Source organism: Streptomyces sp. NPDC042371, assembly GCF_056437465.1.
This window is the reverse complement of sequence record NZ_JBWKAP010000006.1, coordinates 341,033-363,815: the sequence shown is the minus strand read 5'-3', so window position 1 is coordinate 363,815 and position 22,783 is coordinate 341,033. Positions and strand designations below refer to the sequence as shown.

General features: G+C 70.8%; 18 protein-coding genes and 1 pseudogene. 9 read left to right on the top strand and 10 right to left on the bottom strand.

Features of this window, described 5'->3' with window-relative positions:
- Window positions 1-200 precede the first annotated feature (200 nt).
- The 3 genes from AC068B_RS20690 to AC068B_RS20680 form a co-directional block, all read right to left on the bottom strand.
- A complete protein-coding gene (locus tag AC068B_RS20690; protein WP_478673087.1) occupies window positions 201-902 on the bottom strand; it encodes a hypothetical protein in 702 nt (233 codons plus the stop codon).
- A complete protein-coding gene (locus tag AC068B_RS20685; protein WP_478673086.1) occupies window positions 902-1,471 on the bottom strand; it encodes a sigma-70 family RNA polymerase sigma factor in 570 nt (189 codons plus the stop codon). The genes AC068B_RS20690 and AC068B_RS20685 overlap by 1 nt, the downstream gene beginning before the upstream one ends.
- Window positions 1,472-1,837: 366 nt before the next feature.
- Window positions 1,838-4,072: an MMPL family transporter gene (locus AC068B_RS20680; protein ID WP_478673085.1), complete on the bottom strand. Its 2,235-nt coding sequence runs from the start codon at window positions 4,070-4,072 to the stop codon at window positions 1,838-1,840.
- Between the two features lie 216 nt (window positions 4,073-4,288).
- Here AC068B_RS20680 and AC068B_RS20675 point away from each other — a divergent pair, with 216 nt between their 5' ends.
- Window positions 4,289-5,071: a TetR/AcrR family transcriptional regulator gene (locus tag AC068B_RS20675; protein WP_478673083.1), complete on the top strand. Its 783-nt coding sequence runs from the start codon at window positions 4,289-4,291 to the stop codon at window positions 5,069-5,071.
- A gap of 29 nt (window positions 5,072-5,100) precedes the next feature.
- Here AC068B_RS20675 and AC068B_RS20670 read toward each other — a convergent pair whose 3' ends face one another.
- A complete protein-coding gene (locus AC068B_RS20670; protein ID WP_478673082.1) occupies window positions 5,101-6,291 on the bottom strand; it encodes a serine hydrolase domain-containing protein in 1,191 nt (396 codons plus the stop codon).
- A gap of 178 nt (window positions 6,292-6,469) precedes the next feature.
- Here AC068B_RS20670 and AC068B_RS20665 point away from each other — a divergent pair, with 178 nt between their 5' ends.
- The gene (locus AC068B_RS20665; RefSeq protein ID WP_478673080.1) at window positions 6,470-7,609 is read left to right on the top strand and encodes a PQQ-dependent sugar dehydrogenase; all 1,140 of its coding nucleotides are present in this window, start codon (window positions 6,470-6,472) and stop codon (window positions 7,607-7,609) included.
- Window positions 7,610-7,693: 84 nt separating this feature from the next.
- Here the strand turns inward: AC068B_RS20665 and AC068B_RS20660 are convergent, their stop codons facing one another.
- Complete coding sequence (locus AC068B_RS20660; protein WP_478673079.1) at window positions 7,694-8,365, bottom strand: M15 family metallopeptidase; 672 nt, start codon at window positions 8,363-8,365, stop codon at window positions 7,694-7,696.
- A 240-nt stretch (window positions 8,366-8,605) separates the two neighbouring features.
- Here AC068B_RS20660 and AC068B_RS20655 point away from each other — a divergent pair, with 240 nt between their 5' ends.
- On the top strand, window positions 8,606-11,623 hold the full coding sequence (locus AC068B_RS20655) for a 3-keto-alpha-glucoside-1,2-lyase-like domain-containing protein (RefSeq protein WP_478673077.1): 3,018 nt from the start codon (window positions 8,606-8,608) through the stop codon (window positions 11,621-11,623).
- A 48-nt stretch (window positions 11,624-11,671) separates the two neighbouring features.
- On the opposite strand, the gene AC068B_RS20650 is transcribed toward AC068B_RS20655, so the two are convergent.
- Entirely contained in the window at window positions 11,672-12,112 is a 441-nt protein-coding gene (locus tag AC068B_RS20650; RefSeq protein ID WP_362720184.1) for an OsmC family protein, read from the bottom strand.
- Between the two features lie 125 nt (window positions 12,113-12,237).
- The gene (locus tag AC068B_RS20645) at window positions 12,238-14,286 is read right to left on the bottom strand and encodes a SpoIIE family protein phosphatase (protein WP_478673076.1); all 2,049 of its coding nucleotides are present in this window, start codon (window positions 14,284-14,286) and stop codon (window positions 12,238-12,240) included.
- 188 nt (window positions 14,287-14,474) lie between these two features.
- Between AC068B_RS20645 and AC068B_RS20640 the strand changes: the two genes are divergently transcribed.
- Complete coding sequence (locus tag AC068B_RS20640; RefSeq protein ID WP_466140259.1) at window positions 14,475-14,735, top strand: GlsB/YeaQ/YmgE family stress response membrane protein; 261 nt, start codon at window positions 14,475-14,477, stop codon at window positions 14,733-14,735.
- 127 nt (window positions 14,736-14,862) lie between these two features.
- Window positions 14,863-15,493, top strand: a pseudogene (locus tag AC068B_RS20635) (alpha-ketoglutarate-dependent dioxygenase AlkB).
- Window positions 15,494-15,525: 32 nt separating this feature from the next.
- On the opposite strand, the gene AC068B_RS20630 reads toward AC068B_RS20635, so the two are convergent.
- On the bottom strand, window positions 15,526-16,875 hold the full coding sequence (locus AC068B_RS20630) for a helix-turn-helix domain-containing protein (RefSeq protein ID WP_478673075.1): 1,350 nt from the start codon (window positions 16,873-16,875) through the stop codon (window positions 15,526-15,528).
- 345 nt (window positions 16,876-17,220) lie between these two features.
- On the opposite strand from AC068B_RS20630, the gene AC068B_RS20625 reads away from it, so the two are divergent.
- Window positions 17,221-17,481 (top strand): hypothetical protein, encoded by a 261-nt coding sequence (locus tag AC068B_RS20625; protein WP_478673073.1) that lies wholly within the window; start codon window positions 17,221-17,223, stop codon window positions 17,479-17,481.
- Between the two features lie 145 nt (window positions 17,482-17,626).
- Window positions 17,627-18,682, top strand: coding sequence for a prevent-host-death family protein (locus tag AC068B_RS20620; RefSeq protein ID WP_478673071.1), 1,056 nt, complete (start codon window positions 17,627-17,629; stop codon window positions 18,680-18,682).
- Between the two features lie 33 nt (window positions 18,683-18,715).
- Here the strand turns inward: AC068B_RS20620 and AC068B_RS20615 are convergent, their stop codons facing one another.
- On the bottom strand, window positions 18,716-19,069 hold the full coding sequence (locus AC068B_RS20615) for an ATP-binding cassette domain-containing protein (RefSeq protein WP_478673070.1): 354 nt from the start codon (window positions 19,067-19,069) through the stop codon (window positions 18,716-18,718).
- Between the two features lies 1 nt (window position 19,070).
- On the opposite strand from AC068B_RS20615, the gene AC068B_RS20610 reads away from it, so the two are divergent.
- Window positions 19,071-19,337, top strand: a complete 267-nt coding sequence (locus AC068B_RS20610; protein WP_478673069.1) for a hypothetical protein — start codon at window positions 19,071-19,073, stop codon at window positions 19,335-19,337.
- A gap of 47 nt (window positions 19,338-19,384) precedes the next feature.
- Here the strand turns inward: AC068B_RS20610 and AC068B_RS20605 are convergent, their stop codons facing one another.
- Window positions 19,385-20,794 carry an FAD-dependent oxidoreductase gene (locus tag AC068B_RS20605; RefSeq protein ID WP_478673068.1) on the bottom strand — a complete coding sequence of 470 codons (1,410 nt, stop codon included), beginning with the start codon at window positions 20,792-20,794 and terminating at the stop codon, window positions 19,385-19,387.
- Between the two features lie 269 nt (window positions 20,795-21,063).
- On the opposite strand from AC068B_RS20605, the gene AC068B_RS20600 reads away from it, so the two are divergent.
- Window positions 21,064-22,647, top strand: coding sequence for an FMN-binding glutamate synthase family protein (locus tag AC068B_RS20600; RefSeq protein WP_478673067.1), 1,584 nt, complete (start codon window positions 21,064-21,066; stop codon window positions 22,645-22,647).
- The last annotated feature ends 136 nt before the right edge of the window (window positions 22,648-22,783 follow it).

The following is a 22,783-nucleotide window of genomic DNA, read 5'->3' as shown; positions in this document are numbered from 1 at the left end:
TATGCGCAAAGCTATTCGGACATTTGCCCCCAACTGCAGTGCATTTTCGGGCCGATCGGACACTTTCGTCGACCCCCTGCGGCCTCTTTGCATCCACTACGCCGAACAATCCCGCACCCGCGAATTGCTTCTGCTATAGACGAGCGCGACGGCGTACGCCGGACGGCCCGCTCGCGTACGCAGGCCGGTCCGGCGGTGGTTCACCGACTCACCGCGAGCGCCACGTCGTCCGTCTTCATGAAGGCCCACAGGACCGTGTCGTTGCCCCCGAGCAACTCCCGCGCCCCGGAGTCGTCGCAGGGCACGGCACCCCGCCCCAGGCGGGGGAGGTGGCGCTCGGCGAAGCCAAGCAGCCGGGAGAAAGCCCGCCACACACGCGCCTCCGGAACCGTCCCCACGGCCGCGTGGTGCGCCGCCAGCAGATAGGCGGCCAGCGGATCGCCCGCACCGGCCGCGAACCGCCACCAGAAGAGCGCGCCCTCGCGCCGGTCGAGCACGTACAGCAGACAGGCGAACGTCCGCGCCCCGGCCTCGTCGTAGTCGTCGGCGAAGTCGGCCAGGGAGCCGATGTGGGCGGAGCTCACCACCTGTCTGCACAGCCCCCGCACGTGCTCAAGGACCGCGTCCGGCGCGGCCGCGGGGTCGGGTGGGCAGAGCGGCGTGGGGCTGCGGCGCACACCGCGGCGCGAGCGGGGCCGCGAGGCGCCCGTACGCCGTGCGGGCCCCGGGGCCTCCTTGGCCGCGGCGGCCTCCTTGGCAGCGGTGCCGCTCTGGACACGCGGCGGCAGGGCGGCGTCCTGGGTGATCCGGACGGCGAGGCGGTGCATGAAGGCGTCGCTGTCGTGGGCTTCGAATTGTAGATCCAGTTCCTGCGCGCTGTTGCGCAGGATGTCTTCCAGCATCAGGAATCTCCTTTTCCCCGAGTGGGGAGATCCATGAGGGATTGAAGGTCTTTGAGGCCTCTGCACACGTGCACCTTCACACAGTCCGGGCTGATCTCCAGCCGTTCCCCGACTTCGCGATTGGTCAGTCCGCACAGGAAACGCAGCCGTACGCAGGCCGCCCGCATGGGTGCACGTTCCTCCAGGCGCTCCAGAGCCTGGTCCAGTTCCTCGTAGTCCTTGAGGGCGAGCAGGTCGTCGGCGGCCGGTACATCGGCGAAGGGCAGCTCCCCGTAGGGCGTCTCCCTGCCGGATATTCGGGCCTGCTTCCGGAAGAAGGTGGCTATCTCCCAGTTGAGGATCTGGTGGGCATACGCAACCGGATTCGCATGAGCCTGAATCCGCTCCCACTTGAAGTAGATGCGCTCGCCTGCACTGAGGACGATCTCCTCGGCGTCGTGCACATTGCGCACCCGCGAACCGGCCGACTTCAGGAACTCCTTCTTGTGGTCCCGGAAGAACGTCTCGAAGTCGGCTGTCAGCTCGGCAGGGTCAACCAGAGGGTGCTCCTGCTCAGACGGTTCAGTCACCCCCCGCACCCCCTTCGGCAGGATGCCCGGCCCATTGAGGCCTCACGGACTGCTCCTTTTCGCTTCACATGGCCGGCCGGGGCGCCCCGTTGCGCGCCCGGGAGGACATCGTCCTCGCCCCTACATCGCGCCGTCGCGCGCGCGGGGTTAACCGTGCGGCCCAACTTCTTTGCGGAACAGGAGATTCCGAACGCCACGGACTGTGCCACCTGCACATACCGAGAGCGTTGTGACGGAAGTCACGAGGGGGACACGAGGGAGACGTGAGGGGAAACAGCAGACGCCGGGACGCGACACGGGCGGCCCTGCCCCGTGTCGCGTCCCGGCGTCCCGGCGTCCCGGCGTCCCGGCGTCCCGGCGTACGGATCAGATGCCCGCCGAGTCCTTCTCCCGCGGGTTCACCGCCACAGGCCGCCGCGGCGCGGGCGCGGGCCCGTCCTCGCTCAGGCCGAACCGGTCGTGGAACCTGCGCAGCGGCCCGGGTGCGTACCAGGCGGAGCGGCCGAGCAGGCGCATCGCGGCCGGGACGAGGATGCCGCGCACGGCGATGGCGTCGATGAGGATGGCCAACCCGCTGCCCAGGCCGAAGAGTTGCATGAAGCTGATCTCCGCCGTGCCGAAGGCGAAGAAGCTGACCGCGATCAGGGCAGCCGCCGCGCTGACGATGCGTCCGGTGTGCCCGAGGCCGCCCACCACCGCGGACTCGTTGTCCTCGCCCAGCTCGTGCAGTTCCTTGATCCGACTGGTGACGAACACTTCGTAGTCCATCGAGAGACCGAAGGCGACGCAGAACATCAGCACGGTCATCGACGTCTCCATCGGCTGCGCGGTGAAGCCGAGCACCCCGGAGAGATGGCCGTCCTGGAAGATCCACGTCATCACGCCGACGGTCGCGCCCAGGCTGACCACGTTGAGGACCAGCGCCCGCAGCGGCTGCACGACGCTGCCGGTGAAGAGGAAGAGCAGCAGGAAGGTGGTGACGACGATGAGGCCCACGGCGAGCGGCAGCCGGTCTGCGATGGACGCGTTGGAGTCGACCAGTTCGGCGTCACCACCGCCCACCAGCGGGTGCGTCCCCGACGGCGGTGCGGCCGCCCGCACCTCGTCCACGAGGCCCTTCGCCGCGTCGGACTTCGGCGTCAGGGTGCTCACCACGTTGAGCTGCTGCGCGGCGGGACGGCCGAGCGCCGGGTTGCCGGGGCCGGTCGACTTCGGCTGCCCGTCGGCGTAGGCGCCCGCACTCGTCTCGACGCGGGCGACACCCTCGAGACCGGACAGCTTCGCCGCGTACGCCGCCAACGGGGCCTTGTCCACCGCCTGATCGATGACGACGTGCAGGGCCGCCGCGTCGTTGCCGTCGAAGTTCTCCCGCAGCGACACCGAGACCTCACGGCTCTTGGCGTCCTCGGGCAGGACGCGTTCGTCCGCCGTGCCGAAGGTGATGCCGAGGAGCGGGCTCGCCGCGAGGAGCAGCACCGCGAGCACGGGCAGCGCGGTGAGCGCCGGGCGCCGCATGGCGGTGCGGGCGAGACGTCCCCATCCCGACTCCCGGCCTCCGGAGCGCGCCCGCCTCGCCCACGGCATCCGCCCGCTGTTCACCCGGTGCCCCAGCACGTTGAGCAGCGCGGGCATCACGAACAGGGAGGCCAGGGCCGCGATGACGACGACACCGACACCGGAGTAGCCGAACGAGCGCAGGAAGTACTGCGGGAACACCATGAGCGCCGCGAGCGCGGCCGCCACGGTCGCCGCGGAGAACGCGACCGTGCGGCCCGCCGTGCTCATCGTCTTGCGGACGGCGTCCTCCACGCCCGTCCCCGCCGCGAGCTGCTCACGGAACCGGCTGATCATCAACAGGGCGTAGTCGACGCCGAGTCCGAGGCCGAGGGCCGTGGTCAGGTTGATGGCGAAGATGGAGACGTCGGTGACGCTGCCGACCACGTAGAGCTCCGCGAACACGCCCACGATGGCGATGAGCGCGATGGCGAGCGGCAGCAGCGCGGAGACCAGGGTGCCGAACACGACCAGGAGCAGCAGGAGGATGAGCGGCACGGCGATGGTCTCGGCCAGGACGAGGTCCTCCTCGGTCTGCGGCCCCATCTCGTAGCTCACGCCCGCGCTGCCTCCGGCCTTGACCGTGAGCGTGTCCTCGTACGTTCCCGCGTAGTCGTCGATGACGCCCTTCGCGTTCTCCTGCTGCTCCGCGTCGTGGCCCTTCACCCGGGCGAGCACGATGGCCTCGCGGCCGTCCTTGGAGCGGAGATCGGGGCTGTTCGTGTCCCAGTACGAGACCACGTTCTGCAGGTCCGCCTCCTTCTTGAGGTCGGAGACCAGGGCCCGGCCGCGCTGCTTGGCCGCGGGGGCGTCGATGCGGCCGTCGGCGGCGCGGACGAGGAAGACCAGGTTCGTCTCCCCGCCGAGCTTCTCGTCGATGACGTCCCTGGCCCGGGAGGACTGGGAGGCCGGGTCGTCGAAGCCGCCCCCCAGCAACTTCCCGAACGCACCGGCTCCCAAGGCGCCCATGAGGGCCACGACCACTGCGGCGACGATGAGTACCAGCCGGGACCGGCGGATCGCCAGCTCGGCTATGCGTTCGAACACGCGCTTTCTCCTTCGGGCTTGCGGTGCATGGGCATGCGATGAACACGGCAAGCGGTGCACACGGCATGCGACGGGCGGGGCGATCACGCGGTGTAGCGCTCCTCGCCGCCGTTGCCGACGCTAGCGGGGCACAACAAAATTGAGCAGTGTTAGATTTTCTTCACGGGATGCCCGATTTCGGTTCCATGACGAGGGAGACCGACGTACGGTCGCTGTATGTCCACCCACGAAGCCCCTGCGATCAGGCTGTCGTTGCGCGAGCGGCGGCGGGCCGTCGCCGTCCACGAGATCGTGAGCGCCGCCGAGTCGCACATCGTCGAACACGGCCCGCACGCGCTGTCGTTGCGCGCGGTGGCCCGGAGCCTCGGCATGACCGTGCAGGCGCTGTACCACTACTTCCCGAGCCGGGACGACCTCGTCACTGCGCTCATCACCAAGGCGTACGACGACCTGGCCGACGCCGTGCAGGCCGCGACGGAAACCGCGCCGGACAAGGCAGATGAGGCGGGCAAGGCGGACGAGCCGGACCTGCCGGGCATGATCGTGGCGGCTGAGGGTTACCGTCGATGGGCCATCGCCAACCCCGAGCGGTTCCAACTCCTCTACGGAGCACCGCTGCGGGGCTACCACGCGCCCGTCGACGGCCCCACCACGGAGGCCAACCGAAGGATGAGCGCGGTCTTCGAGCGAGAGCTGTTCCGCGGGTTCACGCCGGAGCAACTGGCGGCCGCCGACGTCCGGTTGCTCTCACCCGCGTTCCTGGGGCATCTGGGCCACCTGTGGCCCCCGGCGGACGAGGCGTCGCCGGGCGGCGGGCCGCTGCCGCCGCCCGCGACCGCCCTGCTGCTGAGCGTGTGGGGCTATGTGCACGGCATGGTGGTCCTGGAGGTGTTCGGGCACACCGGCTTCCTCGGCGCCCACCAGTCCGAGCTCTACCGCATGGCGATGCGGAACCTGTACGAGGATGTGCGCCGACGGATACCGGCGCTCATCCCCTGACGCGGCATGCCGGGCCGCGCCGCTCCGGGCTACTCCTTGCCGCAGAACTCCGCTTCGAAGACGTTCTCGTAGGGTCGGCCGTCCTCCAGCCAGTCACCGTTGAGGTGGAACGTCAGCGTGTGCTTGCCGTCGGCCGTGGTCGCCGTGCTGGTCAGCGAGCCCCAGACGATGCCGTCATGGCCGTAGACCTTCACTCCGCACGACAGGGTGCGGACGATCAGACCGGCACCGTACTTGAAGAAGGTGCCGGTCTCGACGGTGTTCAGCAACTCCCGTTGCTGCGCGGGCGGCAGCAGGTCACCCTTCATCAGGGCGCTGTAGTAGCGGTTGAGGTCGCCCGTGGTGCTGATGACCTCGCCGGTCGCGCCGGACCACGCCGGGTTGTACTCCGTGGCGTCGTGGATCTCGGGGCCGGGGTTCTCCGCGTACAGCTTGGAGTAACCCTTCGCGTAAGGAGCGGGCAGCTTCGGGTCGGTGCCGGGGAACGACGTCTCGCGCAGCTTCAGGCGCTTGATGATGCGCCGTTCGGCCTCGTCGGCGTACGTGTGGCCCGTGACCTTCTCGATGAGCATGCCCGCGAGCACGAAGTTGGTGTTGGAGTAGTTCCAGCTCGTGCCGGGCTCGAAGTCGGGCTTGTACTTGAGCGCCAGACCGACGATCCGCTCGGGGCTCCACGTCTCGTAGCGGTGGAGCAGGAAGCCCGGGCCGTTGATGTACTCCCGCCACTCCGGCGTGGACACCATGTCGTGCACGCCGCTGGTGTGGTTGAGGAGCTGGCGCACCGTGATCTTGGTGCCGTCGTAGCCGTTGCCCTGCAGGACGCCGGGCAGCCAGCGCTCCACGGAGTCGTCCAGGCTCAGCTTCCCCTCGGCCTCCAGCTGCAGCAGCACCACCGCGATGAGGGACTTGGTGTTGCTTCCCGCACGCAGGTGGTCGGCCGCGGTGCGTTCGCGCTGCGTCGCGGTGTCGGCGTAGCCCGCGGATCCGAACCACTTGCCCTGCGGGTCCTTCACCTCGGCGGCGACTCCCGGCATTCCGGCCTGCTCCAGCGCGTCGATGGCCCGCTGGGTGGCGGCGTGCTCGCCGGTGGACCCGGGCCTGTCGGAGCCCTCGGCCGCGGCGCCCGTGCCGGTGGCTCCCGCCAGGGCCACCGCGACGCCGAGCGCCACGGCGCCACCCCTGCGGAATATGCGCTTCCGTCGAGCGATGCGAATGGACATGCGTTTCCCCTCCCCCATCTGGTGAAGCATGATCATTTGACGGAGGCAGTGCACGAGGCGGAGAACAACGAGTTCATGGTCTATACCAAGAACTCCTGCCCCAGTATTCTCACCGTGGCCAGTGGCACACCGCACCAACCCCCCACCCCGGTTGCACACGGCCTCCAGGAGGATCACGGTGAAAGTTCGCACCAGAAGTACGGCGGTCATCGGCTCCATCTGCCTCATTGCATCCCTCGCCCTGACCACGGCATCCGCCGACGAACGCGCCGCCCCGCGCGAGGCCGCGAAGGTCGCGCTCACCAAGGTGGCCACGGCCAAGAACCCGTCCGCCGGTACGGCCGGGCCCGGCGGCAAGGTCTGGATCGCCGAACGCGCGGGAACCGTACGGACATTGACCGGGCAGGGGCTCAGCAAGCCCGTCCTCGACATCTCCTCGGAGACCACCACCGACGGCGAGCGGGGGCTGCTCGGCATCGCGTTCGACAAGGACTTCAAGCACTTCTACATCTCGTTCACGAACCTCGAAGGCACCAGCACCATCGACGAGTTCGCCGTGCGCAAGGGCAAGCTCCAGCCGGACACCCGGCGCACCGTCCTCACCCAGACGCAGCCCTACGAGAACCACAACGGCGGCGACATCAAGTTCGGCCCCGACGGCTACCTCTACATCGCGTTCGGCGACGGCGGCTCGGGCGGCGACCCGCACGGCAACGGCCAGAACCTCGACACGCTCCTCGGCAAGCTGCTGCGGATCGACCCGCGCGGCGGCAAGCCGTACGCGATCCCGGCCGACAACCCGTTCGTCGGCGACCCGAAGGCGAAGGACGAGATCTGGTCGTACGGACTGCGCAATCCGTGGCGGTTCTCGTTCGACGCGGGCAGCGGCGACGTGTTCATCGGCGACGTCGGCCAGAGCGCCTGGGAGGAGATCGACCGGGCCCCGGCGGCCAGCAAGGGCGGCGAGAACTACGGCTGGTCGCAGATGGAGGGCACCCACCCCTTCCGCGAGGGCACCGAGCCCGCGAACCACGTGCCGCCGGTCCACGAGTACGACCGCAACGGCCTGGGCTGCTCCGTGACCGGTGGCTTCGTGTACCGGGGCAAGGCGATCCCCGCCCTCAAGGGCCAGTACCTGTTCAGCGACTACTGCGACGGCACCGTCCGCGCCCTGCAGATGAAGGACGGCAAGGTGACCGGGGTGAGCGACCTGGGCGTCAACGGCGGCGAGGTCGTCTCGTTCGTGCAGGGCGGCAACCGCGAGCTGTACGTGCTCGACCTCGGCGGCCCCGTGTCCCGCATCGACCCGGCGGCGTAACACCGACGGACACGCTCAATCCGGCCCGGACCCAGCCGGATCAGTCCCTTCGGCCCCCCACGCCCCGGTGGCCCGAAGGGACTGTCAGCGTCCGTTGGCCGAGAAGTGCTGGTAGTCCGGGGACCGCCAGCGCCCGCCCCACTGCCAGCCCACCCTGCGCATCGCCTTCGTGATGACGTCGCCCGCCTTGATCATGCCCTTCGCGGTGCGGCGCCGGTCCAGGAAGGCGGCTCCCGCGGCGGGGTAGACGCGGCCGTTCCTGTCCACGTACGGGTTCTCCAGCGTGTTGATGTCCACGGCGTCCCCGTACGCATGCTGCGAGAGCCTGGACGCATCGCCCGTGACGGCACGGCAGTTGAACGCCGAGGTGTTGTCGGCCTTCATGGCCGCCGTGTCGCTGCCGCCGTACGCCGCCATCGGCCGCATCCGGCGGAGGGGGAACCGGGCGTCGAAGGCCCGACCGAAGACATACAGCAGCGGCCGCACGGCCTGCTTGCGCACGACGAGTTCACCGGCGTGGACACGGCCGTCGAAGCCCCAGTGGTTCATCCGGATGAGCCGGAGGCCCGCGGGCGCGACCGGGCACCCCGGATGCCAGCTGCGGCCCAGCTCACGCGCGGAGACGGCGGTGACCCGCGCGTCCAGGGAGGGTGCCCGCTGGGCGCCCGCGGCGGGCGGCGCCGGGCCGAGGGCGGCGAGGAGAACGGCGGCCGGGGTGCTGAGTGCGAGGAACGCACGGGCTCGAAGCGTGATCACTCCACAGACATAACGCGGCCCCACGGGCCCGCCCGGTCCGAACAGCCGACCATCGGCCGCCATTCGCCCGATTGGGCGGCCCGCACCCGGCACCTTCCTCCCGCCGGTTTTTCCTTTCTCTGGACAAAGTGTGGACGTCCTCCGGCGCCATCCCTACGCTGAGCGTCGCTCTGCCACAGAGATCTGCGTAACCCATGCCGGAACCACGCAGGAGGAAGAGTGAAGCCACGCCCCAGGCCGATGACCGGCCGACCCCGCCATCCCCGCCGCAGGGCCCGAAGATCCACGGGTCTGCTGCTCGCCGCCCTGCTCGGCGGCGGTCTGCTCACGCCCGCCGCGGCCGCGGACGACGAACCGCGGCCGTTCGCGGACCTGCCGCCCCAGGAACCCGGCGTCACCCTCCGGGTGTTCGACGTGCAGACCCCGCTGGCCAAGCTGTGCGACCTCAAGCCCGCACAGACCCCCAACGTCGACAAGCTGATCCCGACGGCCGACTGGACCTCGACCGAAGGATTCGGCTTCAGCAACAACTTCGTGTCGCAGATCATCGGCTACCTCGACGTGCCGGAAGCGGGCGCGTACGACTTCCGGCTGATCAGCGACGACGGCTCACGGCTCTTCCTCGGCAACCAGCAGGTCATCGACCACGACGGACTGCACGGCGCCGAGCCCAAGGACGGGAAGATCACGCTCAACGCGGGCTACCAGTCGCTGCGCATCGACCACTTCGACGCGGGCGGCGACCAGCAGGTCACTCTGCAGTGGAAGCCGCCGGGTGCGAGCGAGTTCAAGGTCGTGCCGAACTCCGTGCTCAGCACGGACGCAGGAGTCGTACGAGTCACCGCGCCCGGCCGCAAGGAGTGCGAGGGAACGTACGACACCCCTGGTGACGGCCTTCCGCTCACCGAGGTCAACCCCGGCTACAAGCTGACCGAGCTGCGCCCCAAGGGCTTCGAGCCGCAGGTGTCCGCGATGGACTGGCTGCCCGACGGCAGGCTCGCGATCTCCACGTGGGGCGGCAGCACCGAGACGAAGGGCGAGGTGTATCTGCTCGACCACGTCACCGGTGACACCGGCCCGGAGAAGGTCACGTACAAGAAGATCGCCGACGGGCTCAGGGAGCCGATGGGCATCAAGTACGTGGACGGGAAGCTGTATGTGTCGGAGAAGCACCAGCTGACCGAGTTGAACGACACGAACGGCGACGACGTCACCGACGAGAAACGGAAGATCGCCGAGTGGCCGTACGGCAAGAACTTCCACGAGTTCGCCTTCGGACTGCTCTACGAGAAGGGCGACTTCTATCTGAACCTCTCCGTCGCCATCAACTACGGCGGCGCGACGACCGACCCGCAACCCGCACCGAACCGCGGCACGACCATCAAGGTCAACAAGGCGACCGGCAAGGTGAGTTACCTCGCCGGAGGCCTGCGCACCCCGAACGGCATCGGGCGCGGCCCCGGCGGCGACCTGTTCGTCACGGACAACCAGGGCGGCTGGCTGCCCGCCTCCAAGCTGGTGCACATCAAGCAGGACCGGTTCTTCAACCACTACATGAACCCCGACGGGCCCTACGACGACAAGCCCGTCACCAAGCCGGTGCTCTGGCTCCCGCAGAACGAGATCGCCAACTCGCCGAGCACGCCCATGCAGTTGAAGAAGGGCCCGTTCGCCGGACAGATGGTCTTCGGTGACGTCACGTACGGCGGGCTGCAGCGCGCGGATCTGGAGAAGGTCGGCGGCGAGTACCAGGGTGCGGTGTTCCGGCACACGCAGGGGCTCGAAGCCGGTATCTCGCGGATCAGCGAGGGTCCGGACGGCGCGATCTACACCGGCGGCCTGGGCGCGGACGGCAACTGGGGCCAGGAGGGCAAGCTCCGCTTCGGTCTGCAGAAGCTGACGCCGAACGGGAAGACCGCCTTCGACATCAAGACGATGCGCGCCACGCGTGACGGCTTCGACCTCACCTACACCAAGCCCCTGTCCGAGGAGACCGCGGCCAAGCTGACCGAGGGGGCGTACGCGGTCGAGCAGTGGCGTTACGTGCCCACTCCGGACTACGGCGGCCCGAAGGTCGACGAGGAGTCGCTGCCGGTCGCGTCGGCGAAGCTCTCGGACGACCGCCGCACCGTGCGGCTCACCGTCCCCGGTCTGAAGCCGGACCGTGTGGTGCACGTGCGTTCGCCCCGCCCGTTCTCGTCCGCCGAGGGCGAGCAGCTGTGGTCCACCGAGGCCTGGTACACCCTGAACGCCAAGCCGGGTCCGCAGGAGCCGGTCACCACGTACGACGCCGAGTCCGCGAAGCTGTCCGGCAGCGCCGACATCGACAACGAGCACGCGGGCTTCACCGGCGGCGGCTTCGTCGACGGCTTCGGCGACAAGGGGGCGAAGGCGAGCTTCGACGTCGTGGTCGACAAGGCGGGCGCGTACGACGTGGGCCTGCGGTACGCGAACGGCCCCCATCCGGCCCCCGGCACCAAGACGGTCGGGGTCGGCGTCAACGGCGGCGCGGCGAAGCAGACGAGGCTGCCGTCCACGGGCGAGTGGAACCGCTGGTCCACGAAGACCGAACGGATCACCCTGCGCAAGGGCCACAACACGGTCACGTACGCCGTCGGCGCCGAGGACAGCGGTCATGTGAACCTCGACGCGCTTGACGTACGCCGACCGGGCACCAGGATCGATCTGTTCTCCGGCGGCAGCGTCTCCACCGCCTGGCAGCACACCGACGGCCGCAGCGCCGCCTGGCCGCACAAGGCCGAGAAGTCCATGGAGGTCTGCTGCGGCGACCTGCGCACCAAGCAGGCCTTCGAGGACTTCAAGCTGCATGCCGAGTTCCGGGTGCCGAAGCTGCCTGACGACGTCACCGGGCAGGACCGCGGGAACAGCGGGGTCTACCTCCAGGAGCGTTACGAGGTGCAGATCCTGGACTCGTACGGCGTGGAGAAGCTCGCGAACAACGAGGCGGGGGCGATCTACCAGAAGAAGGCCGCCGACCGTAACGCGTCGAAGGCGCCGGAGACGTGGCAGACGTACGACATCACCTTCCGTGCCGCCCGCTTCGACGCGGACGGGAAGAAGACGTCGGACGCCCGGGTCACCGTGGTGTGGAACGGCGAGAAGGTCCACGACGACGTGGCCGTGGACGGTCCGACCGGTGCGGGTGACGCCGAGTCGGCGGCGGCCGGTGCCATCCGGCTGCAGGATCACGGAAACAAGGTGCGGTTCCGCAATGTGTGGGTGGAGCCGCTGTCCTGACCGGTCCCCTGTCGACGGCTTCCGGTCCTTCGGCAGGGGCTCGTCCGGTCATCCCCCGGCGAAGAGGGTGGTGCCGTCGGGTCCGAGTGCCTCGACGCGCGCGCCGTGTTCGACGGTGCGGCTGACCGTGCAGTACTTCTCGTGGGTCAGCCGGATGGCCCGTTCCAGAGCCTCGGCGGCGCGGGTGTCGCCCTCGGGCAGGTCGAGTTCGTAGGAGACCCGGACGACGCCGACGCGGCCGTCGTCCTCGGGCCGGGACACCGAATCCACCACGACGCGCAGCGCGTCGTGGTCGACGGTGCGTGCCGTGCGGTCCACGACGAGCCCGCCGCAGCCGCCGAGGGCGGCGAGGAGGAGCTCCACGGGGGTGAAGGAGGGCTGGGCGTCGGGGTTGTCGGCGGCGGCGATGCGGACCTCGGCGCCGCGGTCGTTGCGGGCTGTCCAGTCGCGTTCGCCATTGCGTACGGTCTCGATGCGGTAGTCGGCCATGGCGGAACGGTAACCACGGTCGGGCCCGGCGCGGCGCAGGCCGCTCCGATGCGTGTCAGGGGGCCTGCTGGACGTCGCCCCGGGTGGGCACGGCGTTCGAGGACACGGTGCCTTCCGCCTGCCGGTCAGTCGTCGTCGGGCACGGCGAAGTCGCACCACACGGCCTTGCCCTCGCCCCGCGGCTCGACCCCCCAGTTGGCCGCGACCGCCTCCACCAGGAGCAGCCCGCGGCCGGAGGTGGCGGTCTCCGCGGGGGACCGCCTGCGGGGGCGGGCGCTGGAGCGGTCCTTCACCCACAGCCGGACGCGGCGCGGCGGTCCTGAGAGCACTTCGAGGGTGAGGATGGCGCCTCCGTCGGTGTGGACCAGGGCGTTGACGAGGAGTTCTCCGGCGGCCACCTCCACGTCGTCGACGACCGTGCCGAACCCCCACGAAGCGAGGTGTTCGCGCAGGGCGGCCCGTGCGTCGGCGAGCCCTTCGGGGTCGGCCTGATGGACGTACCGGTGGATTCGCGGTTCCTGGAGCGTCCCCGGGTCGGGCAGCCTGCGCAGGACAAGGAGCGCCACGTCGTCGCTCGTACCCCATCTCTCCCACAGTGCGCGGGAGAGATGGTCCGCGAGGTCCTCGGCCGACTCGGGGCCCTGGCTCATCACCTGGGCGAGGTTGCGCATGCCGGTGTCGAGGTCGAGGGCGGCGTCCTCCACGAGTCCGTCGGTGCAGAGCACCATGGTCTCGCCGGGCACCAGGTCGAGGCGCACCTCGGGGTAGTCCTCCATGCCGAATTCGGTGGCCAGGCCGAGGGGCAGCCCGCCGGGGACCCGTGGCACGCCCACCCGGCCGTCGACATGGCGCACCAGGGGCGGCAGATGTCCGGCGCGGACGGCGCGCACGATGCCGGTGGCGGGGTCGAACTGGGCGTAGGTGCAGGTGGCGAACCGTTCGGTGTCGAGCTCGGCCAGGAAGCGCGAGGCGCGGGAGAGGACCGTCCCCGGCGGGTGGCCCTCACCGGCGAAGGCCCGCAGGGCGATGCGCAACTGGCCCATGATGGCCGCGGCGTGGGTGTCGTGTCCCTGTACGTCGCCGACGACCAGGCCGATGCGGTCGCGGGGCAGCGAGATGACGTCGTAGAAGTCTCCGCCGACGTCACGGCCGCCCCAGGCCGCGTGGTAGCGCACGGCGACCTCGGAGTCCGCGACGTCCGGCACCCCGCGCGGCAACATCGTGGCCTGCAGGCTCTTGGCGAGGTCCCGCTCCTCGTCGAAGAGCATGGCGCGCTGCAGCGACTGGGCGACGATGCCGGAGAGCCCGACGCAGAGGTTGCGGTCGGCGTCGGTGAAGTCCTTGCGGCCGCGGAAGAAGAGCGCGAGTCCGCCGATGGCGCGGTCCTGGGCGACGAGCGGCAGGAACGCCGCCGAGTCCAGTCGCATCTGCCTGATGTAGGGGCCCAGGCGGGTGAAACGGCTCGCGAGATCGGGCAGCGAGCCGACGAAGCGGGGCTGCCGGGTCATGACGGCCTCGGCCAGCGGCAGCGACTGATCGGCCTTGTGCAGCTTGAGTTCGTCGAGGGCCTGCATCGTCTGGCCCACCAGGGCGATCAGCTTCAGGTTCTCCCCCTCGACGAGCCCCAGGACGAGGCCGTCGGCGGCGAACCGGTCGAGGCCGCTCGCGCCGGACAGGACAGCGACCACGTCGTCGACCGTGACGGCCCGCGAGAGGGCCTCGGTGGTGCCCTGCACCATCAGGGCGATGCCCTGGCGGCGCTCCTCCCTGGGATCGATGGCGGCGAGTTCCGCCGCGTCGTCCGCGGCCGTCCGCAGGACCCCGAGCACGCGCACGGCCCGGCCTGCGTCGTCGCGCACGATGTGTCCGCGCGCATGGCCGAGGTGGATCGAGCCGTCCCGGCGCCTGGCCCGGAAGTAGACGCCGTACATGTCGTCGCCGGAGGCGACGGCCTCGGTCACGGCGTAGTTGATGCGTACGACCTCCTCAGGGGGAATGCGCCCCTGCAGCGAGGTCACCAGGCCGTTGAATTCGTCGGGGCGCAGGTCGAGGACCGCGAGGGACCCTGCGTCGAGCCCGAGCTCGCCGGTCTTCAGGTCCCAGTCGAAGCCGCCCACGCCGGTGCGGAGCAGGCACTGTTGTACATCGACGGGTCTCTTCTTCGCTGACGTCATGGCTGTCTCCGGTATGCCGCTCGGCCACCATAAGCGCCCCGCGCATCACCCGCCCGCCGGAGTCCGGCGTGCCATTGGTCCCGGCAAACGTGACCTTGGTCCTGTGTGAGTCGTCATCGAGCGGACATTCGCTCTGTGTCGGCCTGGAGATCCAGCGCCGACCCGAGCACAAAGAGAGGAACGTTCTCGTGGGCATCATCGCCTGGATCCTGATCGGTCTCATCGCGGGGGCCATCGCCAAGGCCCTCACCCCCGGCAAGGACCCGGGAGGCTGCCTGGTGACCATGGTCATCGGCATCGTGGGCGGGCTGCTCGGCGGCTGGCTGGGCAAGGTGATCTTCGGTGTGCACTCGATCAACGGGTTCTTCCACCTCTCGACCTGGATCGCCGCCATCGTGGGCTCCGTGATCGTGCTGTTCGCGTACCGGCTGTTCACGGGGAAGCGGTAGCGGTAGCCCCGACCCGACGGTCCCCGCGGGGGCGTGCACCGGGCCGGGTGCACGCCCCCGCGCTGTTTTCGGACCGGCCCCTTTTTCCTATTAGCTCACTTGTTCGATTCACGGTTACACTGACCCCATGGCAACGCACCAGCTCCAGGGATCGCTCTTCGACCAGAGCGACGACGTGCGTCTGGGCGCTCTGGACGGAGTCCGCAGGACGGTCCTCGGCGACGGCGCGTGGATCGACCTGCTGCCGGGCTGGGTCGGCGGCGCTGACGCCCTGTTCGAACGGCTGGCCACGGACGTCCCGTGGCAGGCCGAGCGTCGCCAGATGTACGAACGGGTCGTGGACGTGCCACGCCTGCTCGCCTTCTACGGCGCCGGTGAACCACTCCCCCACGCCGTCCTCGACGAGGCCCGGCAGGCCCTCTCCGAGCACTACGCCGCCGAGCTCGGCGAGCCGTTCACGACGGCAGGGCTGTGCCACTACCGCGACGGACGCGACAGCGTGGCCTGGCACGGCGACCGGATCGGCCGGGGCGCCCGCGAGAACACGATGGTCGCCATCCTCTCCGTGGGCACCCCCCCGCGACCTGCTGCTCCGCCCGCTCCGTGGCGGCGCGACCGTCCGGCAGCCGCTCGGACACGGCGACCTGATCGTCATGGGCGGCACCTGCCAGCGCACCTGGGAGCACGCGATCCCCAAGTCCGCCCGGGCCACCGGGGGACGCATCAGCATCCAGTTCCGGCCGAACGGCGTGCGGTGACCGGCGAGCGGTGCCCGGCGGACAGTGAGTGCTCACCGCGCCGGGCCCCGTAGCGCGAACAGCCGGGTGAGCGGGTGGAAGCGGTAGCGTCCCGGGGCCCGGGACTCCAGGAGCTGTACGTCGACCAGCTGCTCCAGGAGCGCCTCCGTCGCCGACAGCGCCCCGCCGGTCGTCACTGCCGCCTCCGCCACCGTCAGCTCGCCCTGCTCCGCCGCCAGCAGGGGCAGAGCGAGGGCCGCCGCCCGGCCGGTGGGGCCGCGGGCCTGCAGCTCCCGGTGACCGGCCGCCAGGGCCGCGTGCATGTCCAGATCCGCGAAGGACAGTTCGGCCAGACGGCGTGCGGGGTCCGCGAGCCGGTCGGCGAGTTCCCGTACCGGCCAGCGGGGCCGTGCCGCGAGGCGGGCGCCCGCGATGCGCAGGGCCAGGGGGAGGTGACCGCAGTGCCGCGCGATGACCTCGGCGGCACCGTGTTCGGCGGTCAGCCGCCCCGGCCCCGCCCAGAGCCCGAGGACCGCGATGGACGCGGGAGGCGGCAGCGGCGCCAGGTGCAGGTGCGCGGCGCCGTTCAGGGTGGCGAGGACGCCGAGGCTGGTGACGAGGACCGCGCAGCCGTGCGCCGCGGGCAGCAGGGGGCGCACCTGGGCCGCGTCCAGGGCGTTGTCGAGGACGATCAGCACCCGGCGCTCGGTGAGCAGCGTGCGGTAGGCGGCGGCCGCGTCCTCCGTGCTGCCCGCGTACGGCCTCGGCGCACCCAGCGCGCCGAGGAAGCGCCTGAGGACGACGGCGGGCGGGACGGGACGATCGTCGCGATGTGAGCCCCGCAAGTCGGCGTAGAGCTGGCCGTCGGGAAACCTCTCCGCCAGCCGGTGGGCGGCGTGCACGGCGAGCGCCGACTTGCCGACACCGCCGGGGCCGTCGAGCGCGACCACGACGGGACCACCGCCCCGCACCCCGGGCCGCAGCACATCGAGTTCCTCCAACTCCCCTTCCCTTCCCGGGAGTTCATGAATTCCAGGAGGCAGTTGCCGGGGCACGGCAGGCCGCGGTCCGGCGTCGTCGGTGCCGGGCGGTCCCGGGCGGCCGCCGCCCGGCGCCGTACGCGAACGGCGTGCCTCCTCCACCCGGTCGCGGGCCGTCGCGAGCAACCGCAGCTCACGGCCGGTGGCGCCGAGGAGTTGGACGAGCGTGTCGAAGCGGTCCGTCGGCGGCAGCGTCTTGCCCGCGAAGTAGTCGCCGATCACCCCGTGCGCCCAGCCCGTGCGCGCCGAGAGCTGACGGTAGGTGAGCTGTGCGCCCCCGTCCCTGCGCGCGGCGCGTCTGCGCAACTGCCGCAGCAGCGCGGCCAGCGCGTCGGCCGTGTCCACGCATTCGATCGGGCCCACGCCCGCGGGCGCCTCCCGTGATCCCCCGTCCGGCACGTGTCCCGCCGCCCCCGTCGCCCCCATTGCCCCTGCCGCCCCCGACACTCCGCGCATCCGGATCTGTCCGGTGGTGCCCGATATCCGGGCCGCCCTGCCCCAGGGACGCGTTGCGAGCATCCCTCTACCGCTCGGCTCCCGCTTTCCGGCGAGCGGGCACCGCACCGGCTGTCACTACGGCATTCGTGGAATGCCGTCGGCCGGTTTGGTGCGGCACGACCGACATCGGAAAACACATCGGACAACCGACATCGGACAACCACCGCCCCGGTGCGCGAGACGCTCGACGCCCCCCCCCGGGAGGCGGACATGGTCCAGCTGGACGACGTCGCCGTCGAGACCATCGCGCTGCGCTACGAAGCGGGCGGCGACGAGGCGGCCTTCGGCCACTTCGTGACGGAACTGACCGGCTTCGCGGCGGAGCTCGACGGCTTCGCGGCGGACGGCGCGCCGCTCCGCATCCTGTCCGCGATGGCCGACCTGGCCGCGTCCGCCCAGTTCGTGGCCTTCGCCAACAAGATGGAGCCGCGTGACCCGGCGTGGCTGACGCCGCTGGACTCGGTCGCGTAGGCGTCCGTACGCAGCAGCAGCAGCAGCACGAACAACGAAGGAGCGCCGACCCGGGGCGGCGCCCCTTCCGTGTTGCCGTCGTTCCCGTGAGCTCGTCCTACCCACCGGCCCGGCCGCCGCATCGCCGACAGTAATGTCCCCTCGCATGGAAAACGTTGAACTGAGCGCCGCCATTGCGGACTTCGCGGGTCTCGTCGGTCGTGTCGAGGAGAGCGGCGAGCGGGTGGGTGTCGTCGACGGCGGCGAGCCGACGAGTGTGCTCCTCCCTGCGGCGGAACTCGCCGAGCTGGAACACTTCGCCCAACGGGCCGGAGACGGCGCGCGGCACCGGCCCAGATCCGGATCGGGGCAGGGGCACCCGTTCGGCCCGGACGAGCAGGGCCCGTACATCCGGTACGTGCACGCTGACGGAGGGCGGATGACCTTCGTGCGGGACCGGGTGGTCGTGGCCGAACTGAGGTCCGTCGCCGAGCTCGACTGGCTGGAGGACAGGGCGAGCACGGCCCGCCAGAGTTACATGCCTCCGAAGCAGGCGGCCGCGTTCGAGGAGTTCCTCGCCCGCCAGGGCCCGGTGGGCGACGGCGTGGCGTGGCTCGCGGGCAGTTGGCGGAACCAAGAGCCCTTCACGGAACTTGTATTCGTCAAGGGACCGAGCGCCGAGGACGTCGCCCTCGCCTACGGGGCCGACGCGCAGGACATCGCCGACGGGCTGCTGCTCCACCAGGTCGAGGAGCGGGACGCGCGGGAGGGCACCGACGACCTCACCCGCGTGCTGGTCTTCGGGGAGGAGAACGGCTGGACGTGGCTGGGCTACCACGACTTCGACCATGCCTTCTCGCGCTCCCTCGACCCGCCTCCCGAGCAGCAGATCACGCTCATCGCGACCATGGCCAAGGCCATCTACTCCTTCAGCTACTTCGAGGACGGGGTGTACCAGAACCCCTTCCCGCTCGAGGACGGCGCCGAAGACCGGCGGGACATGTACGAGCTCATCTGGTACACGCCGGGGGAGGCACCGTTCGCCCCGGAAGCGCCACTGTCCTTCCTCAACCTGCACCTCCGCATCGCGGAGAAGGCAGGCAACTGGGCGGACAACATCTCGCTGTTCTTCGAAGGCCTGGAACGGGCCTTCGGCCTCGCCCTGCCCCGGGACGCGATCACCTCGGGGAACGTGCGCTGCGCCCGTCCGGCCCGCCGCTGAAGATCCGGGGCATGTCGTCCGGGCAGGACGAGCTCACCGGTAGGCGCGTGCCTGCAGCGCGTACATCTGCGCGTAGAGACCGCGCCGTGCCAGCAGTTCGTCGTGGCTGCCCGTCTCCGCGACCCGGCCCTGGTCAAGGACCACGATCAGGTCGGCGCCGCGCTCGGTGGAGAAGCGGTGCGAGACCAGGAGCGTGGTGGCGCCCCCGCTCACCGTCAGGAATCGGTCGAAGAAGGCCGCCTCCGCCTGCGCGTCGAGGTGCGCGGTGGGCTCGTCGAGGACGAGTACGGCCCCCGACCGCGCGGCGAGGAGCGCGCGGGCGAGGGCGACCCGCTGCCACTGACCGGCGGACAGGTCGGCGCCGCCCGCGAACTGCCGGGAGAGCACGGTGTCCCAGCCCGCCCTCCAGGGCGCGCAGCCCCCTGCGTACGAGGACCAGCGCGCCGAACACGGTGAGTGCGACCAGGACGAGGCGGGCCTCTGCCGAACCGGGGCCCGCCTCGACGGCTCCGGGCAGGTCGCCCACGAGCCGCCCGGTGGCGATCACGACGAACGGGCCGGTGAGCGCCCCGCAGACCACGGTCGCGGTGAGTGCGACCGTGTGCCGCGGTCCGGCCCGCCACAACAGCCGCACGGCTGCCGCCCACTCCTGTGACGGTCCCGGGCGCGGCCGGACACTGCCGGTCGCGGTCCTGAGCGGTGTCAGCTCCTGCGGCGCGTGAGCGCGTGCCGTACCACCTTGGCGAGCACGGCCGGACGGAAGAGCAGCGCGGGCGGGGCCGTCATGTTCAGCACGCGCACGAACCGCGCCCATACGCTCGGGTCGCGCACGGCGAGCGCGAAGACCTGCTGGTTGTACCAGTGGGCGAAGCGCGCGGGCAGCGGGTGCTTGGTGGGTGCCCACATGAGGTCCGAGCTGGTGGCCATGGTCCACGGGACCTGGATGACCCGGGCGGCGGCGCGCTGGTAGGCGCGGCTCAGTCCATCCAGACCGGCGGGCCCGCCGCGGCCGTCAATTCCGCTCAACAGGCGGCCGAGCAGCTCCGCTTCGAGCGCGGCGACCGTGAGGCCCTGCCCATAGACCGGGTTGAACACGCAGAGCGCGTCGCCGACCGCGACCAGGCGCTCGGGCCAGCGGGCGTTCTTGTGGTGCAGGCGCCATTCGTTGCCGTTGTTGGTGTAGCGGCGGATCTCGCCTTCGCGGGTGCCGCGCTTGATCTGTTCGGCGAGGCGGGGGTTGCCCAGGCTCTGGGCGAAGTCGAGATAGCCCTCGTCGTCGGTGGGCGGCACGTGCTCGTCGATGCCGAACAGCGAGCACATCCAGCGGTCGCGCTCCACGGCGAGGACCACTCCGCCGCGCGGCACGTCGGGGGCGAAGGCCATCTGGTAGGCGACGTCGAACTCCTGCCGGTCCTGCGGCGGGCGTACGTAGCACGCGGAGGTGTAGGTGATCTTCGCCTTGATGACGGTCTTGGCGGAGGCGGGCAGGTGCGCCTCGGTGAGCCAGCGGTCGACGGAGGTGGAGCGGCCCGAGGCATCGACGACCAGGTCGGCGGTGACCTCGGTGGCGTCGTCCCCGGTGGTTCCTTCACCTTCGGTGGTTCCGTCGTCCTCTGTGCGGTACCGGACCCGGTCCAGGCGGCCGGGTGCGCTCGCGGTCACCGTCTCGCACCGGGCCGCGGGAAGCAGTCGCACCGCGGGGATCGCCGACACCCGCCGCCGAAGGCGCCGTTCGAGCTCGTCACGCGTGAAGGTCTGGATGCGGACACCGACCGGGTCGGTCGGCGCGAATCCCGTCGGCAGCAGGAAGCTGATCCGCTCTCCGTAGTCGAAGACGGGCGCGCCCTGGTCCGCGAGCTCCGACCGCAGCCCGGGGAAGAGGCCTTCGAGCACCTCGCCGCCCCGGGCGAGCAGCGCGTGCGCGTGGTAGCCCTGCGGGACGTGGGGGTGCACGCCGGTGTCCGGCAGCACCGGGTCGCGCTCAAGGACCAGGACCTCGGCGAAGTGATCGGCCAGGACCCGCGCGGTCACGAGCCCGGCGTACCCCCCTCCGACGACGACGGCCCGCTCCCAGCGGGCGGCGTGCGACGGGCTGTGCTGATTCTCCGGCATGGCCGGGCCCCTCCCTCTCAGCTCAACGTCCCACCACTCCACCGTGGGGTGCCGGGGTTCTCAAGACCGTCCGGGGAGCGCACTGGAGCATTTTCCCTTCCGTCCCTCGCGTCTCACGCCGGGGATCTTGGGTACGCGGTTCTGGCGGTCACGCCGTCGCCGCCCGTGTGGCGGACCGGCGGACGGTGTGGGCACCGTGGGAGGGGCCCACACCGTCCGGCCGCGAGCCGACCAAGGGAGCGCACCATGATCGGAGGGGCGAATCGCCGATGACGCGTTACGCGACGGTGGGCGCGCTGCTGGCCTGTGCGGCAGGCGGTGCGGTGCTCGCCCTGCTGGTCTCGCCCTGGTGGTGGTCGGCCGCGGCACCTCTCGCGGCCGTGGGGCTGACCGGGGTGTACGACCTCGTCCAGCGACGGCACTCCGTGCTGCGGAACTATCCCGTCCTGGGCCATCTGCGCTTCCTCATGGAGGCGCTGCGGCCTGAGCTTCAGCAGTACTTCGTGGAGCGCAACTACGACGGCAGGCCCTTCGACCGCGACACCCGCAGCATCGTCTACGAACGGGCGAAGGGTGTCGCCGCCGAGGAGCCGTTCGGCAGCGAGCTCGACATGGACCAGCGCGGCTACGAGTTCCTGGTGCCGTCCATGGCCCCGGCTCCGGTACCGGAGGACCCGCCGCGCGTCCGCATCGGCGGCCCCGACTGCGCACAGCCGTACGACATGGCCCTGCTCAACGTCTCGGCGATGAGTTTCGGTTCCCTCTCCGCCAACGCGGTCCTGGCGCTGAACACCGGGGCGGCGCGGGGCGGATTCGCGCACGACACCGGGGAGGGCGGCCTGTCCGACCACCATCTGCGGCCCGGCGGCGACCTCGTCTGGGAGATCGGGACCGGGTACTTCGGCTGCCGCACCCGGGACGGCGACTTCGACCCCCGGCAGTTCGCCGAGCAGGCGGCCCATCCGGCCGTGCGCTGTGTGTCGCTCAAGCTGTCGCAGGGCGCGAAGCCGGGGATAGGCGGTGTCCTGCCCGGCAGCAAGGTCAACGCGGAGATCGCCTCGGTACGCGGCGTACCGCAGGGTGAGACCGTCGTCTCACCGCCGTACCACCGTGTCTTCTCCACGCCCCGCGAGCTCGTCAGGTTCCTCGCCCGGCTGCGGGAGCTGACGCACGGCAAGCCGGTCGGCTTCAAGCTGTGCCCCGGGTCCCGGGTCCAGTTCCTCGCCGTGTGCAAGGCCATGGCGGCGGAGGGGGTCACCCCGGACTTCATCGTCGTCGACGGCGCGGAGGGCGGCACGGGCGCGGCGCCACTGGAGTTCGCCGACCACCTCGGCATGCCGCTCACCGACGGCCTCATCACCGTGCACAGCGCCCTGACGGGCACGGGGCTGCGGGACCGCATCCGCATCGGTGCCAGCGGCAAGGTGGCGACGGGCTCCGACATCGTCAAGCGCCTCGCCATGGGCGCCGACTACACCAACGCGGCCCGCGCGATGATGTTCGCCGTCGGCTGCATCCAGGCCCAGCGCTGCCACACCAACCGCTGCCCGACCGGCGTCACCACCCAGGACCCGCACCGGGCCCGCGCCCTCGACGTCGTGGACAAGGCCGCACGCGTCACGCGGTACCAGAAGGCCACGGTCGAAAGCGCGCTGCAGATCATGGCCGCGATGGGCGTGCGCGACGCCGCGGACCTGGGCCCGCAGCTCCTGCGGCGCCGCGAGGACCGCGGCAGGTTCCGTTCCTATGCCGAGCTGTACGAGTGGCTCTCCCCCGGCGAGCTGCTCGCCGCGCCGCCCGAGAGCTGGGCACCCGACTGGCGGGCGGCGGATCCGGACAGTTTCGCCCCCTGACGGCCGGGTCCGGATCACGTGCGCCCGGAAACAGGAGGGTCGCCACGTATCGCCCGCGCCAAGTCGGGCACCCGGACCGTGCACGGCGACGAACAAATAGCCGCATTCGACAAAAACCAGCAAGATGGCCTTAATG